The organism is Microtetraspora sp. NBRC 13810 (genome assembly GCF_030268685.1).
Taxonomy (GTDB): domain Bacteria; phylum Actinomycetota; class Actinomycetes; order Streptosporangiales; family Streptosporangiaceae; genus BSRQ01.
Genome location: NZ_BSRQ01000027.1, coordinates 1 through 14,345, shown reverse-complemented (window position 1 = coordinate 14,345; position 14,345 = coordinate 1). Strand labels below are relative to the sequence as shown.

Genomic DNA, 14,345 nt, shown 5'->3' with positions numbered 1-14,345 from the left:
TAGGGAACCATGAACGTCTGCCGGTCCCCCGGCGGCCCGCTCCGGCACGCCCGGAGCGCTTCCGGCATGCCCGTCTCCCGGCAACCGGCCTGGTAGGCGGCTATTTCACGATTCATCGTCTGTTAGTAGATGAATTTTCTCAGGACCTTTCGGGGTAGACGTCGAACAGGTGGCCCTCGGGATCGGCGAGCACGACCCCGTCCTTACCGGGCTGGAAGTCCGGCCTGGTGGCGCCGAGCGCGAGAAACTCCTCGACCGCCCGGTCCACGTCGGGCACCCGGAGGTCCAGGTGGAACTGCTTGCCCGGACCGGGCCAGGCGGCGGGCTCCCGCTCGGGGATGCGCTGGAAGTAGATCGAAGTGGTGCCGTCCCCGATGCCCGCGTACTCGTCGTCCACGTACTGGACCTCGAATCCGTCAAGGATCGTGGCATAGAACCCGGCAAGTTTCCTCGGCTCGGCGCAGTCGATGGTGAACGCGATGAGCTTGGCTTTCGTCGTCATGCGCCCATCGTGGCGACCATACCTGTCAGGTGGCGTCAGGTACCGGCGGGGAAATCCCGTGGCCCGGCCCCCGGCCCGGCCGCTACCCTGCGCACGTGCCGTTCACTCTCATCGTCTCTCCCCCCACCGCCCGCTAGCGGGCGGTTCCCTGTCAGCCGGATCGGGTGATCCGGCGGGTGGTCGCTGCCCGCGTACGGGCCCATCAGCCGACCACTCCACCCGGAGAGATTCCGATGACGCACGTTTCCGTACGGCAGGGCCTGCTGTACGTGTCCATAGCGGCCACCGCCTGGGGTACCGGCGGAGCCGCGGCCGCGCTCCTCTACCGCGTCGGCGACCTCGGCCCGGTCGCCGTCTCCTTCTGGCGCTTCGCCGTCGGCGCCGCCCTGCTCGCCGCCTTCCGCCTGCTGACCGCCGGCCGCCCGCGCCGCCGCGCCCGGCTGTCCGCCCGGCACGTGGTGCTCACCGGGGCCGGGATGGCGATCTCGCAGAGCGCCTACTTCGCCGCGATCGAGAGCTCCGGCGTCGCGATCGCCACGGTCGTGACGCTGGGCGCGAGCCCCGTCCTGGTCGCCGTCGGCGCCCGGCTCGCCCTCGGTGAACGGCTCGGCCGCTCCGGGGCGCTCGGCATCGCCGCCGCCGTCGCCGGTCTGCTGCTGCTGACCGGCGACGGCGGCGGGGACGGCTTCTCCTCCGCCGGACTCGGCTGGGCGCTGCTGTCCGCCGTGACCTACGCGGGCGTCACCCTGGCCGGCCGCGCGGTGCGCGACGACCCGCTCGGCACGACGCTCGGCGCCCTGGCCGTCGGCGCGCTCTGCGTGCTGCCGCTCGCCCTGGTCCAGGGGGTGCTGCCCGCATCCGCCGACCCGGTGGCCGCCGGGGCGTTGCTCGGTTACCTGGGCGCGGTGCCGACCGCCCTGGCGTACGGGCTGTTCTTCACCGGGCTGACCGCCGTACGGGCCACCACGGCGTCGGTCATCTCGCTGGTCGAGCCGGTGGGGGCGACGCTCATCGGCGTCCTGCTCCTCGGTGAACGTCTCGCGCCGCTCGCCGCCGCCGGCGCCGGCGTGCTGCTCCTGGCGGTGCTGCTGCTCGCGCTCGCCGAGCGCGACTGACGGTGATGCCCGCTCCGCCGAGGGGGGTGCCCCCGGGTACGGCGGAGCGGGCATACTGAGATCCTTCGGGGAACGCGACCCTCGAACGGCTCGTTGGAGGGAACGTGGCCTCGATACGGCAGATGATCAGACGCTTCCTGGAGCGCCCCGGCTCGATCGACATCACGTCCTTCGAGCGGGTGGTGGCCGAGGCGGGCAGGCGCGAGGAGCGGGTCAGGGCGCTGGACGAGCTGCCCGTGCCGTCGCTGGACGATCAGGCGGAGTTCTGCGCGATCGTCCGCGAGGCCGCGTCCCGCACGCTCGGCCTGCGCCCCTACGACGTGCAGCTCACCGGCATGCTCGCGCTGCTGGCCGGCGACGTCGCCGAGATGGCCACCGGCGAGGGCAAGACGCTCTCCGGCGCGATGGCCGCGGCGGGTTACGCGTTACAGGGCAAGCGGGTGCACGTCATCTCGGTCAACGACTATCTCGCCCGGCGCGACGCCGAGTGGATGGGGCCGCTCTACGCCGCGCTCGGCGTGACGGTGGGCTGGATCGGGCAGACGTCCACGCCGCAGGAGCGCCGCGAGGCCTACGCCAGGGACGTCACCTACGGCTCTGTGAGCGAGATCGGCTTCGACGTGCTGCGGGACCGGCTGGCCACCCGGGCGGCCGACGTCGTGGTGCCCGAGCCCAACGTCGCGCTGATCGACGAGGCCGACTCGGTGCTGGTGGACGAGGCGCGGGTGCCGCTGGTGCTGGCGGGCGCGGCCGACGCCGCCGACGCCGTGCCGGAGACGGCCGCGCTGGTGCGCCGGCTCGTCCGCGGCTACCACTACGAGATCGACGAGCAGGGGCGCAACGTCTTCCTCACCCCGCAGGGCATCGACACCGTGGAGAAGGCGCTGGACGGCGTCAACCTCTACGACACGCCCGAGACGGTGACCGAGATCAACCTCGCCCTGCACGCGCACGCCCTGCTGACCCGGGACATCGACTACATCGTGCGTGACGGCAAGGTGCAGCTGATCAACCCCTCCAGGGGGCGGGTCGCGCTGCTCCAGCGCTGGCCCGACGGGTTGCAGGCGGCCGTGGAGGCCAAGGAGGCGCTGCCGGCCAGCGAGACCGGCGAGATCCTCGACTCGATCACCATCCAGGGCCTGATCACCCGCTATCCCGAGAAGTGCGGCATGACCGGCACCGCGGTCGCGGTCGGCGAGCAGCTCAAGGAGTTCTACGGGCTGGACGTCGCGGTGATCCCGCCCAACAAGCCCTGCGTGCGCACCGACGAGCCGGACGTGCTGTTCGCGACGGTGACCGACCGCGACAGCGCCCTGGTCGACAAGATCGTCGAGGTGCACGGCGCGGGGCAGCCGATCCTGATCGGCACGCTCGACGTGGCCGAGTCCGAGCGGCTCGCGCTCACCCTGCGCGGGCGCGGCCTCGACTGCGTGGTGCTCAACGCCAAGAACGACGCGGAGGAGGCGTCGATCATCTCCAGGGCGGGCGAGCGCGGCACCATCACGGTGTCCACCCAGATGGCCGGCCGGGGTACCGACATCCGGCTCGGCGAGGGCGTCGCCGACCTCGGCGGGCTCTACGTCATCGGCTCGGGCCGGCACTCCAGCAGCCGCCTCGACGACCAGCTCCGCGGCCGGGCCGGGCGGCAGGGCGACCCCGGCGCGTCGATGTTCTACGTCAGCCTGGAGGACGAGCTGATCACCCGGTTCGCGCCGGAGGAGCGCCCGCCCGCCGCCGACCGCGACGGCGTGGTGCGCAACCGGCGGGGCGAGCAGATCGTCGGCCACGCCCAGCGCGTCGCCGAGGGCGCCAACCTGGAGATCCACCGCAACACCTGGCGTTACACCCGTCTCCTTGAGCAGCAGCGCGCCCAGGTGCTGGAGCGCAGGGCCAAGGTGCTGGGCGGCGACGTCGCCGCCGACGCGTTCGCGCAGGCCCGTCCCGACCGGTGGGCGGAGCTGCTGGAGGTGGCCGGCGAGACCGTCCTGCAGGAGGCGGCCCGGCAGATCGTGCTGTTCCACCTCGACCAGGGCTGGACCCGGCACGTCGCCTTCCTCGGCGACCTGCGTGAGGGCATCCACCTGCGGTCCCTGGGCCGGATGAACCCGCTGGACGAGTTCCACCGCGAGGCGGTCACCGCCTACAGCCGGCTGCTGGAGGAGATCGAGACCGAGTCCATCGCCACCTTCGACAGCGTGACGATCACCGCCGAGGGCGCCGACCTCGAAGCCGCCGGCCTCAAGCGGCCCACCGCCACCTGGACGTACATGGTGCAGGACAACCCCTTCGGCACCGCCTGGGAGCGGATCCTCAGACGCCTGGCGACCAAGGCCCGCGGCCGGGACTAGCGACCCGCCGTCCGTGCCGCCGGGGTGGCGCGTGGACGGCCCGGGAGCCGCCGCGCTCGGATCGGGTGGTGGATCGGCGCCCGGAGCCACCCTGGCGCCCGCCCGCTAGACGACCCAGGCCGGGATGACTTTGTCTCCGGCGGGCACCGCGCAGGCGGCGGAGACGGTGCTGCCGTCGAGCGGGTAGGCGCGCATCCCGGCCGGCGCGACGACCACGGCGGCGAAGCCGGCCGCGTCGCCGGTGGCCACCCGGCGCGGCACGCCGGCCGGGATGACCATCGTGTCGCCGGGCGCGACGGTGAGCGTCTCGCCGTCGAGCTCCACGGTGGCGGAACCGTCCAGCACGGTCCACACCTGCTCGGCGTCGATGCCGTGCAACGGTCCGGCCTGGCCGGGCAGCATGTCCACCCGCCAGACGACGGTGGCCGCCCCACCCTGTTCCGGCGAGGCGAGCGTGGTCATGACGGCGTTGGGCGTCTCGGTACGGCGGCTGTCGGCATGACGGATGACAGACATCGCGGAATCCCCTAAATTAGGCAACATGGTTGTCGAAATAGTGAACCTGGTTGTCGATTGTGTCAAGTGAGCCCCCGGGATTCGAGCTGCCTCTACGCCTGCTTCTCGGCTTCCGCGTGCTCATCGACGAGTTGCACGCCGAGCTGTCCCGGCAGGGGCACCCCGCCCTCCGCCCGATGCACGGCTTCGTCTTCCAGGCGATCGGCCCGGGCGGCACCAGCGCCGCCGAGTTGGGCCGCCGCCTGGGTGTCACCAAGCAGGCGGCGGCCAAGCACATCGACACGCTGGAACGCCTGGGCTATGTGGAGCGCCACCCCGACCCGGCCGACGCCCGGAGCAAGATCGTGCGGCTCACCGGTCGCGGCGCCGACGCCCTGGCGAGGTCGGCACGCGTCTTCGACGAGCTGCGCGCCCGCTGGGCGGCCACCCTGGGCGCGGACCGCCTGCACGCCCTGGAGGCCGACCTGCGCAAGGTGACCCCGCACGACCTCTTCCAGCTCGACATCCCCGGCTGGTTCGGCGGCAACTGACTCGGAGCAGGCCCCGAGCGGACACCGAGCGGACACCGACGCGTCAGGACACCGCCGCGGACGCCGCCCCCCGCCCCTCGTCCCGGCCCCGCTCCCGGAGCCACACGTACCCGCTCAGGGCGATCCCGGCGACGGTGACGGCGGCGCCGGCGAGGTAGAGGGATCGCAGGCCGAGCCCGCCGTCGATGACCCGGCCGCCGAGCCAGGCGGCGAGGGCCGCGGCGACCTGGTAGGCGGAGGCGTTCACCGCCATGGCCAGGGTCGGGGCCGCGGCGGCGGTGGCGAGGACCCTGGCCTGCATGCCGGGGATGACGGAGAATCCCGCCGCGCCCAGCACGAAGACCATGATCGCGACGGCCGTCGCGTTCGCGCCGACCGCCCAGGTGAGCACCAGCGCCGCGGCGAGGACGGCGAGCAGGCCGAGTTGCGCCCGCATCGGCGCGCGGTCGGAGAGCCGGCCGCCGATGACGTTGCCGGCCGCGGCGCCCACCCCGTACACCAGCAGCAGCGCGGCGACCGCGCCGGCCGGGAACCCGGAGACCTCCGTGAGCAACGGCGCGAAATAGGTGAACACCATGAGCAGCCCGGCGTTGCCGACGGCGGTGACCAGGATGGCGAGCCGCACGTCACGGCCGCCGAGCACGCGGAGTTCGGCGAGGGCGGAGGTGGCCGGCGCGGCGTCCCTGACATCCGGCACCAGCCGCGCCACGAGGAGCAGGCCGAGGGCGCAGCACACGACGATGGCGGCGAAGGTGGACCGCCAGCCGAAGGCGCCGCCCACGTACGTGCCGATGGGCGCGCCGAGGATCATGGACAGGTTCATGCCGAAGACGACCTTGGACACGGTGGACGCCTGCCTGCCCGGCGGGGCGCTCGACGCCGCGATGACGATCGCGTTGGCGAAGAAGGTGGAGGTGACCAGCGCGGTGACGATCCGCGCCGCGAAGAGCACGGGGTAGGTGGGCGCGAGCGCGGAGGCGAGGTTGCCGGCGATCACCACCCCGAGCAGGGCCATGATCAGCGGCTTGCGGGGCCGGCCGGCGGTGAGCGCGGTCAGGACCGGACCGCCGACGATCATCCCGACGGCGTACGCCGTCACCAGCAGGCCGGCGGCGGGTATCGAGACCGCCAGGTCGCCGGCGATGTCCGGCAGGATCCCGGCGATGACGAACTCGCCGGTCGTGATGCCGAAGACGCACAGCATCAGGACGGGAACGGTCATATGACTCTTTCCTCACCAGATTATTTACTGATCAGTACAGAAAACGGGCAGCGTGACACCGGGGGCGGCGCCGGCCTACAGGGCCGCGAGCGCCCCTTCCACCACGTCGAGCAGGGCGTTCCTGTCGTCGGTCACCTTGGCGAGGACGCGCAGCCCGTAGTACGCGCTCTGGAAGGTGCGCGCCACCTGGATCGGCGGCCGGCCCGCGGGCAGCTCGCCGGCGGCCTGGCCGAGCGTCACCAGATGGCAGAGGGCCTGCTCCAGGTCGGTGAAGTGGCGGCGCACCAGGCCGGGCACCTCACCGTCGCGCCCGGCGGACTCGGTGGCGGCGTTCAGCGCCAGGCAGCCGTGCCGTCGCGGATCGGCCATGTCGGCGTCGATCACCCCGAGCATCAGCTCGCGCAGCCGCTCCCGCACCGGCCCCGGCCGGGCGAGCATCCTCAGCTGCGCGTCCGCCCTCGTCTCGGCGTAACGGCGGAGCGCCTCCTCGTAGAGGCGGTGCTTGCTGCCGAAGGCGTTGTACAGGCTGCCGCGCCCGAGCCCGGTGCGCCTGCACAGGTCCTCGGTGCTGGTCGCCTCGTATCCCTGCTCCCAGAACACCTCCATGGCGGCATCCAGCACGGCCTGCGGGTCGAACTCGCGGGGTCTGGCCATGGGCCGAAGCTAGCCTGTTCTGTACAGATCAGTCAACAAACGGGCGCGTCACACCGGGCACCGGCACCCCTCCCGCCACTCGGGTCTTCGGTACCGAACCGCAATATGGCGACTAGCAACAAACTGCAACAGCAAGCTACGTTGACAGCGGAATATTCCATAAGAGCGAAGGGGCGACTCACCCCATGTCGTCTGCGGAGCGCATCAAAGAGGCGAGAGGCATCCTCGCCGCCCGGCTGCGGGAGATCCGCAGCGAAGCGAGCCTCACCGGACGCGAACTGGCGAAACGAGCCGGCTGGCACTACTCGAAGATCTCGAAGATCGAGAACGGCACGCAGATGCCGAGCGAGGCCGACATCAGGGAATGGTGCCGGATCTGCGGAAACGACAGTTACGTCGTCGACCTCATCGCCAACGCGCGGAACATCGATTCGCTGTACACAGAATGGCGCAGGCTCCAGGAAAACGGCCTGGCGTATGTGCAACGTTCCTTCAAGCCGCTTTACGAGCGCACCCAGCACTTCCGGATCTTCCAGCACAGCGCCGTCCCCGGGCTGCTGCAGACCCCCGAGTACGCCCGCGCCCACCTGTCGGTGATCATCGACTTCCGCGGCCTCCCCGACGACCTGGACTCCGCGGTCACCGGCCGCCTCGAACAGCAGAACGTCCTGACCAGCGGCGCGAGACGTTTCATGTTCCTGCTCGGCAACCAGGCGCTGCGCACCCGGCTGTGCGCCCCGGCCGCCATGGTCGTGCAGCTCAACCGGCTGATCGACCTCATGCGGCTGCCCCAGATCAGCCTCGGCATCGTCCCCTGGCACGTCCGGCCGCCCATCATGCCGCCGGAGAACTTCTGGATCTACGACAGCAACCAGGTCAGGGTGGACACCATCCCCGGCCAGCTGCGCATCAACGCGCCGAACGACGTCGCGTTGTACGAAAAGGCGTTCGGCAGGCTCGCCGAGGCGGCGGTGTACGGCGACGCCGCGTTACAGAGAATCGACACGGCGATCCGTGAACTCGACTCCCTTTAGGCCCTCCAGTATCTTTGTCAATAATCGGCGTCCCAAACCCGGATATCAGAGCGGCAGAAAAGAGTTGCGCTTCGGAGCAACATCACGCAACTTCCTGGCTATCGAATCTTCACATTTTCTAACGTCTCGGGCATGGCCTCACCTCGACTCACCCCTCTTTCGCCTGCCGTGCGAGCGGCCCAACAGCTGTGTCACACACTCGACAACCAGGGAATCGCCGCCGGCTTCCACGCCGGTTTCGGGCTGGCACTGATCCCGGTCTGGCCCGGCCTGGTGGTGTGGAGCGACGGGTCGCGGTTCTGGTGGCGCACCGGCTGGGACGCCGAGCGCCGCCGCTTCACCTATGACCGTCATCCCGCCACCGATCCCACGCATGCCGCCCTCCGCATCGTCACCCGCTATGCCCAGCTCCGCGCCGGTCAGTCGCCGCCCGAGCTCCTCGCCGAACCGCCCGAGCTCCTCGCCGATCCGGCCGGGATCCTCGCCGAGGAGGACTCGCCGGCCGCCCGCTGACCACACCGCACGACCGCACACCTGACCACACCGCACGACCGCACACCGACCTGTCCCGAGGACGACGGGCAACGCCGCCCGTCCGTCCGGGCGCCCGGACCATCCCGGCGGCCTGCCGGGCCGGCTCGCGAGCCTGACCGGGGGCGTTACGCGAGCCGAGCGCCAGGCCGGGTCCGGCGCGCTCTCCACGACCAGTTCGGCCGCGAACCCGCCGGCGTCCTCCAGACAGGCGCCCGCACCGGCATCCCCCGCACCGGCGTGGCACCGCGCCGCCGTGCCCCGCTCGGGCGTCCCGCCCCTCATCGTCCCGCGTGCCCGCCGGGCACCCGCGAGACGACGTCCGCGCGGCTGCGCCTAGCATGAAAGGTGCACGGCCCTTCCCGGCTTCGCCGCAGTTCGCACGGGGGCCACAGAAGCGGCCCTTCCCGGCTTCGCCGCAGTTCGCACGGGGGCCACGGGGGCGACCCTTCCCGGTCCCTGAACGCGTTCCTACGATCGCGCGGGCGACCACAGGGAGAAGCGGCATGAAGAAGGCACTCATCTCAATCCTGGCGGCGCTGAGCCTGGCGCCGGTCCACCCGATCGCCGGGCCGACCGCGCCCGCGCCCGCCGCGGCGGTGCGGATCATGCCGCTCGGCGACTCGATCACCGGCTCGCCCGGCTGCTGGCGGGCGCTGCTGTGGGACCGGATGCGCGCCGCGGGCCGCACCGACATCGACTTCGTCGGCACGCTCCCGCCGCAGGGCTGCGCGGTCGCGCACGACGGCGACAACGAGGGGCACGGCGGCGCGCTGGTCACCGACGTCGCCGACCGGAACCAGTTGCCCGGCTGGCTCGCCGCCACCCGGCCGGACGTGGTGCTGATGCACTTCGGCACCAACGACGTGTGGAACGACCGGCCGCCCTCGACGATCCTGGCCGCGTACGGCCGGCTCGTGGACCAGATGCGGGCGAGCAATCCGAACATGCGGATCCTGGTGGCGCAGCTCATCCCGATGAGCCCCGCCGGCTGCGCCCCGTGCGGGCAGCGGGTCGTCGCGCTGAACGCCGCGATCCCGTCCTGGGCCGCGGGGAAGTCCACCCCGGCCTCGCCGGTCACCGTCGTAGACCAGTGGACCGGGTTCAGCACCTCCGCCGACACCTACGACGGCGTGCACCCCAACGCGGCCGGAGACCGGAAGATGGCCGACCGGTGGTTCCCCGCCCTGGCCGCCGCCCTCGGCGACGCACCCCCGCCGACCCCCACCCCGCCCCCCACGCCCACCCCCACCGTCCCGTCCGGCGGCTGCACCGCGACCTACCGCACGGTGGGCTCCTGGCAGAACGGCCACCAGGGCGAGGTGACGGTCCGCAACACGGGAACCGCCGCCCTCACCCGCCCCCCCGGCTGACCGCCCGCCGTCAGGACGCCGCGGTGAGCCGCAGCGTCAGGACCTGGAAGGGGCGCAACGTGATCGGGATGCCGCCGTCGTCGGCGGAGGGCAGGTCGGCCAGCGGGCGTTCCAGCAGGTCCGCGACCTGCGCCCGGCCGACCCCGAAGCCGGGGCGCAGCCGGGTGGCGACCCGCCCGCCGAGCGACTCGTAGAGGCGCACGATCACGTCCCCCGAGCCGTCGTCGGCGAGCTTCACCGCCTCCACCACGGCCGCCGGGTCCGCCACCCGGACCAGCGGCGCCCCGGGATCGGCCGCGGCGGCGCGCAGCGGCAAATTGAGCGCGTACCCGGCGCGGATCGCCGCGGGCACGTCCGCGCCGGGCACCAGCGCGTAGGTCATCTTGTGCACGTCCCGGTCGGTGCGCGGGTCCGGGCTGTGCGGGGCGCGCAGCAGGGTCAGGCGGACGGTGGTGACCGGGCCGGCCTCGCCGGTGCCGCGCCGGACGTCGTGCCCGTAGGTGGAGTCGTTGGCCAGCGCCATGCCGTACCCGGGCTCGCCCACGTGCAGCCAGCGGTGCGCCCAGATCTCGAACCGGGCCTCGTCCCAGCTCGTGTTGGTGTGCGTGGGCCGGTGCACGTGGCCGAACTGGATCTCGGCGGTGGACCGGTCGGCGTGCACGTCGAACGGGAAGGCGGCCTTGAGCACCTTCTCGGACTCCCGCCAGTCCACCTCGGTGTCGAACTCCAGCGCGCCGGACCCGGCCCGCAGCCGGTACCGCTGGGTGATCCGGGAGTCGCCGAAGCGGCGGGTGACCCGCACGGTCGCGACCAGCGGGCCGTGGTCGGTGACGGTGACCTCCTCGGCGTCGGTGAGGTCGGTGTGCCGGCGCAGGTAGTGCCGGTCGATGTCCCAGGCGTCCCAGGCGAGCGGGTGGTCCGGGTGCAACTGGAGCAGGTTGCCCCTGGCGCCCGGGGCCAGCGCCTCGCGACCGGCGGCCAGGTCGAGCACGGAGGCGAGCAGCCCGTCGGCGTCGACCTCGACCCGCAGCAGCCCGTTGTCCAGCACCAGGCCGTCACCGGCCCGGGTGACCCGCACCCCGGGGACGGAGGCGGGCGCCTGCGCCGTCAGCGGGCCGGCGCCGAGCGCGGGCGCGGACGCCCACCCGGCCACCTCGCCGCCCTCCAGCTTCTGCACCGCGCCCGGCAGCGCGCCGGCGTCCACGGTCACGACCTCGTCCCGGTCGAACGGCCCGGCGTTCAGCGCGTACGGCCCCGCGCCGCCGGGGATCAGCGCCTCCAGCTCCACCCGGATCCGCTCGTAGGCCGCCCGCGCCTCCCGGTGCACCCAGGCGATCGAGGAGCCGGGCAGGATGTCGTGGAACTGGTGCAGCAGCACCTCCTTCCACAGCCCGTCCAGCGCCTCGTACGGGTAGGCGGCGCCGTCGCGCACGGCGGCCGTGGCCGCCCACAGCTCGGCCTCGCGCAGCAGGTGCTCGCTGCGCCGGTTGCCGGCCTTGGTCCTGGCCTGGGTGGTGTAGGTGGCCCGGTGCAGCTCCAGGTAGAGCTCGCCGGACCAGACGGGCGCGTCGGGGTACTCCGCGAGCGCCCGCTCGAAGAACGCCGCCGGCGGCTCCACCACCACCCGCGGGGAGCCTTCGAGGTCGCGCAGCCGGCGGGCCTTCTCCAGCATCTCGCGGGTCGGCCCGCCGCCGCCGTCGCCGTACCCGAACGGCAGCAGCGACCCGGTGCCGCGCCCCTTCTCGGTGAAGTTGCGCACGGCGCGGGCCAGCTCGGACGCCTCCAGCCGGGCCTCGTAGGTGTCGGCGGGCGGGAAGTGGGTGAAGATCCGGGTGCCGTCGATGCCCTCCCACCAGAAGGTGCTGTGCGGGAAGCGGTTGGTCTGGTTCCACGACAGCTTCTGGGTGAGGAAGAAGCGCACCCCGGCGAGCTTGGCGAGCTGCGGGAAGGCGGCGGTGTAGCCGAAGGAGTCGGGCAGCCAGATCTCCTCGGTGTCCACGCCGAACTCCTCGGCGAAGAACCGCTTGCCGTGCACGAGCTGGCGGGCCAGGGCCTCGCCGCCGGGCAGGTTGGCGTCCGACTCGACCCACATCGACCCGACCGGTACCCAGGTGCCCGCTCGCACCGCCTCCTGGATCCGCCGGTAGACGTGCGGCTGGGCGTCCTTCACCCAGGCGTACTGCTGGGCCTGGGAGCAGGCGAAGACCAGCTCGGGGTAGTCCTCCGCCAGGCGGGTGACGTTGGCGAAGGTGCGCGCGGCCTTGCGCTCGGTCTCGCGCAGCGGCCACAGCCAGGCGGAGTCGATGTGCGCGTGGCCGACGGCGGAGACGCGGTGGGCGCTGGCGTGCGCGGGCCTGGCGAGCACCCCGGCCAGCTCCGCGCGGGCCTGCCCGGCGGTGGCGCCGACGTCGTGCAGGTCGAGGGCGTCCAGCATGCGTTCCAGGGCGCGCAGGATCTCGTGCCTGCGCGGGTCGGCGACGTCCAGTTCGGCCATCAGGTCGCGCAGCACCTCGACGTCGAGGGTGAGGTGCCACACCGTCTCGTCCAGCACGGCGAGGTCGGCCCGGCCGAAGCGGTAGATCGGGGCGTCGCCCGCGGTCAGGATGTCGCCCAGCTCGGTCGGCGCCGGCAGCGGGATGGCCGGGTTGGCCGCCGCCTCCACCAGCAGGTCCACCTCGGGCGCGGTGACCGGCACGTACCGGTTCTCCGGGTGCACGCCCTTGATCGGCACGCCGGCGGCGTCGTAGACGAGCCCTTCGGCCTGGAACCCCGGCCCCGCCCCGGTGAACCCCAGGTCGATCACGGCTTCGACCCGGCGTCCCGCCCAGCCCTCGGGCACCCGCCCGCGCAGCCGGAACCAGCTCGTCCCCCAGGGCGGCCCCCAGGGGTCGCCGGGCCGGAACGGCGTGTACCGGGCCTCAAGGGCGCGCGCGACCGGGACCGGCTCTCCCGGGACGTGCCAGACCTCGACGTCCAGCGGCGTGGCCTCGGCGTGGACCGCGGGCCGTATCCGCTCACGCAGCGCGCGGTCAAGGCGGCGCTCCACCAGGGAACGATCGTCGTGCATTGCAGGGCCTCCCCAGCCCAGGTGATTCCGGCGTTCTCCGAGCATCCCCCGACGGCATCCCGCACGCCGGTCCCTGAAAGTTTCACTATCAAGCCGATAGTTTCTCTTTCCTAGCTGGTGCGATGGACCGCCGATCTCACCGTCATTGCCAGGCCATCATGCGCTTTGTAACGTCCTGGAAGATCCGGGATGCGCCGAAAACTTTCGGAAACCTCCCTGGAATCAGCTTATCGGCGGTATGTCGGTTGAAAGGTAGATGCCAGTGCTTTCGTCCTTCATTGTCCAACCTGTGGCGCGGGTGAGGGCCCTCGCCGCCACGGCCGCCCTCGGGCTCCTCACCGCGCTCCTGCTCCCCGCCTCACCGGCCGACGCCTCGGCGTCCCTGCGGACGCACGCCGAGGCACGCGGCAAGTTCATCGGCGCCGCGCTCGCCACCGGCCCGCTGTCCGGCGAGACGGCCTACCGGAACATCGCCGGCAGCGAGTTCAACCAGATCACCGCCGAGAACGCGATGAAGTGGGACGCGACAGAGCCCACCCAGGGCCAGTTCAACTTCTCCGGCGCCGACGCGATCATGGCCTTCGCCCAGCAGAACGACCAGGAGGTGCACGGGCACACCCTCGTCTGGCACAGCCAGACGCCGAGCTGGGTGCAGAACCTCGGCGCCACCGAGATGCGCACGGCGATGCAGAACCACATCAGCCAGGTCGTCGGCCGGTACGCGAACAACCCTTCGCTGGTCTCCTGGGACGTGGTGAACGAGGTCTTCGACGACAACGGCGGCATGCGCAACTCGTTCTGGTACCAGCGGCTGGGCCAGAGCTACATCGCCGACGCCTTCCGGGCCGCCCGCGCCGCCGACCCGAACGCGCGGCTGTGCATCAACGACTACAACGTCGAGGGCATCAACGCGAAGAGCGACGCGATGTACCAGCTCGTGCAGTCGCTGCGGGCGCAGAACGTGCCGGTGGACTGCGTGGGCATCCAGGGCCACCTGAGCACGCAGTACGGCTTCCCCGGCCAGGTGCAGCAGAACATCCAGCGCTTCGCGAACCTCGGCGTGCAGGTGCGGATCACCGAGTTGGACATCCGGATGCTGATGCCGCGCAGCACGAGCAAGGACGCCACGCAGGCGACGTACTACCGCGACATGGTCAACGCCTGTCTCGCGGTCACGGCCTGCGCCGGGATCACGATCTGGGGCTTCACCGACCGGCACTCCTGGGTGCCCGACACCTTCCCCAGTGAGGGCGCGGCGCTGATCTACGACGAGAACTACCAGCCCAAGCCCGCGTACACGGCGGTGCACGACGCGCTCGCGGCGGGCGGCGGCGGCTCGGACACCACCCCGCCCACCACCCCCGGCACCCCCACCGCCGCCGGCGTCACCGCCACCGGCGCCACCCTCTCCTGGACCCCCGCCACCGACACCGGCGGCAGCGGCCTCGCCGGC

At 72.2% G+C, this 14,345-nt stretch carries 12 protein-coding genes; 7 read left to right on the top strand and 5 right to left on the bottom strand.

The window, feature by feature from the left end; all coding sequences use genetic code 11:
* Window positions 1-139: 139 nt before the first annotated feature.
* The gene (locus QSK26_RS36635) at window positions 140-502 is read right to left on the bottom strand and encodes a VOC family protein (RefSeq protein WP_285779944.1); all 363 of its coding nucleotides are present in this window, start codon (window positions 500-502) and stop codon (window positions 140-142) included.
* A 233-nt stretch (window positions 503-735) separates the two neighbouring features.
* Between QSK26_RS36635 and QSK26_RS36630 the strand changes: the two genes are divergently transcribed.
* Window positions 736-1,617 (top strand): DMT family transporter, encoded by an 882-nt coding sequence (locus QSK26_RS36630; protein ID WP_285779943.1) that lies wholly within the window; start codon window positions 736-738, stop codon window positions 1,615-1,617.
* Between the two features lie 122 nt (window positions 1,618-1,739).
* On the top strand, window positions 1,740-3,965 hold the full coding sequence (gene secA2 / locus QSK26_RS36625) for an accessory Sec system translocase SecA2 (protein WP_285779942.1): 2,226 nt from the start codon (window positions 1,740-1,742) through the stop codon (window positions 3,963-3,965).
* Window positions 3,966-4,070: 105 nt separating this feature from the next.
* On the opposite strand, the gene QSK26_RS36620 is transcribed toward secA2, so the two are convergent.
* Window positions 4,071-4,481 (bottom strand): cupin domain-containing protein, encoded by a 411-nt coding sequence (locus QSK26_RS36620; protein ID WP_285779941.1) that lies wholly within the window; start codon window positions 4,479-4,481, stop codon window positions 4,071-4,073.
* A gap of 59 nt (window positions 4,482-4,540) precedes the next feature.
* Between QSK26_RS36620 and QSK26_RS36615 the strand changes: the two genes are divergently transcribed.
* A complete protein-coding gene (locus QSK26_RS36615) occupies window positions 4,541-5,011 on the top strand; it encodes a MarR family winged helix-turn-helix transcriptional regulator (RefSeq protein ID WP_285779940.1) in 471 nt (156 codons plus the stop codon).
* Window positions 5,012-5,054: 43 nt separating this feature from the next.
* Here QSK26_RS36615 and QSK26_RS36610 read toward each other — a convergent pair whose 3' ends face one another.
* Window positions 5,055-6,233: an MFS transporter gene (locus tag QSK26_RS36610; protein ID WP_285779939.1), complete on the bottom strand. Its 1,179-nt coding sequence runs from the start codon at window positions 6,231-6,233 to the stop codon at window positions 5,055-5,057.
* 75 nt (window positions 6,234-6,308) lie between these two features.
* On the bottom strand, window positions 6,309-6,887 hold the full coding sequence (locus tag QSK26_RS36605) for a TetR/AcrR family transcriptional regulator (RefSeq protein ID WP_285779938.1): 579 nt from the start codon (window positions 6,885-6,887) through the stop codon (window positions 6,309-6,311).
* Window positions 6,888-7,072: 185 nt separating this feature from the next.
* On the opposite strand from QSK26_RS36605, the gene QSK26_RS36600 reads away from it, so the two are divergent.
* The 3 genes from QSK26_RS36600 (at window position 7,073) to QSK26_RS36590 (ending at window position 9,825) form a co-directional block, all read left to right on the top strand.
* Window positions 7,073-7,921 (top strand): helix-turn-helix domain-containing protein, encoded by an 849-nt coding sequence (locus QSK26_RS36600; protein WP_285779937.1) that lies wholly within the window; start codon window positions 7,073-7,075, stop codon window positions 7,919-7,921.
* 168 nt (window positions 7,922-8,089) lie between these two features.
* The gene (locus QSK26_RS36595) at window positions 8,090-8,434 is read left to right on the top strand and encodes a hypothetical protein (protein ID WP_285779936.1); all 345 of its coding nucleotides are present in this window, start codon (window positions 8,090-8,092) and stop codon (window positions 8,432-8,434) included.
* A gap of 524 nt (window positions 8,435-8,958) precedes the next feature.
* The gene (locus QSK26_RS36590) at window positions 8,959-9,825 is read left to right on the top strand and encodes a GDSL-type esterase/lipase family protein (protein WP_285779935.1); all 867 of its coding nucleotides are present in this window, start codon (window positions 8,959-8,961) and stop codon (window positions 9,823-9,825) included.
* Window positions 9,826-9,835: 10 nt separating this feature from the next.
* On the opposite strand, the gene QSK26_RS36585 is transcribed toward QSK26_RS36590, so the two are convergent.
* Window positions 9,836-12,892: an alpha-mannosidase gene (locus QSK26_RS36585; RefSeq protein ID WP_285779934.1), complete on the bottom strand. Its 3,057-nt coding sequence runs from the start codon at window positions 12,890-12,892 to the stop codon at window positions 9,836-9,838.
* Window positions 12,893-13,181: 289 nt separating this feature from the next.
* Here QSK26_RS36585 and QSK26_RS36580 point away from each other — a divergent pair.
* Window positions 13,182-14,345, top strand: a 1,164-nt coding sequence (locus QSK26_RS36580) for an endo-1,4-beta-xylanase (RefSeq protein WP_285779933.1), incomplete at its 3' end; no start/stop codon positions are given.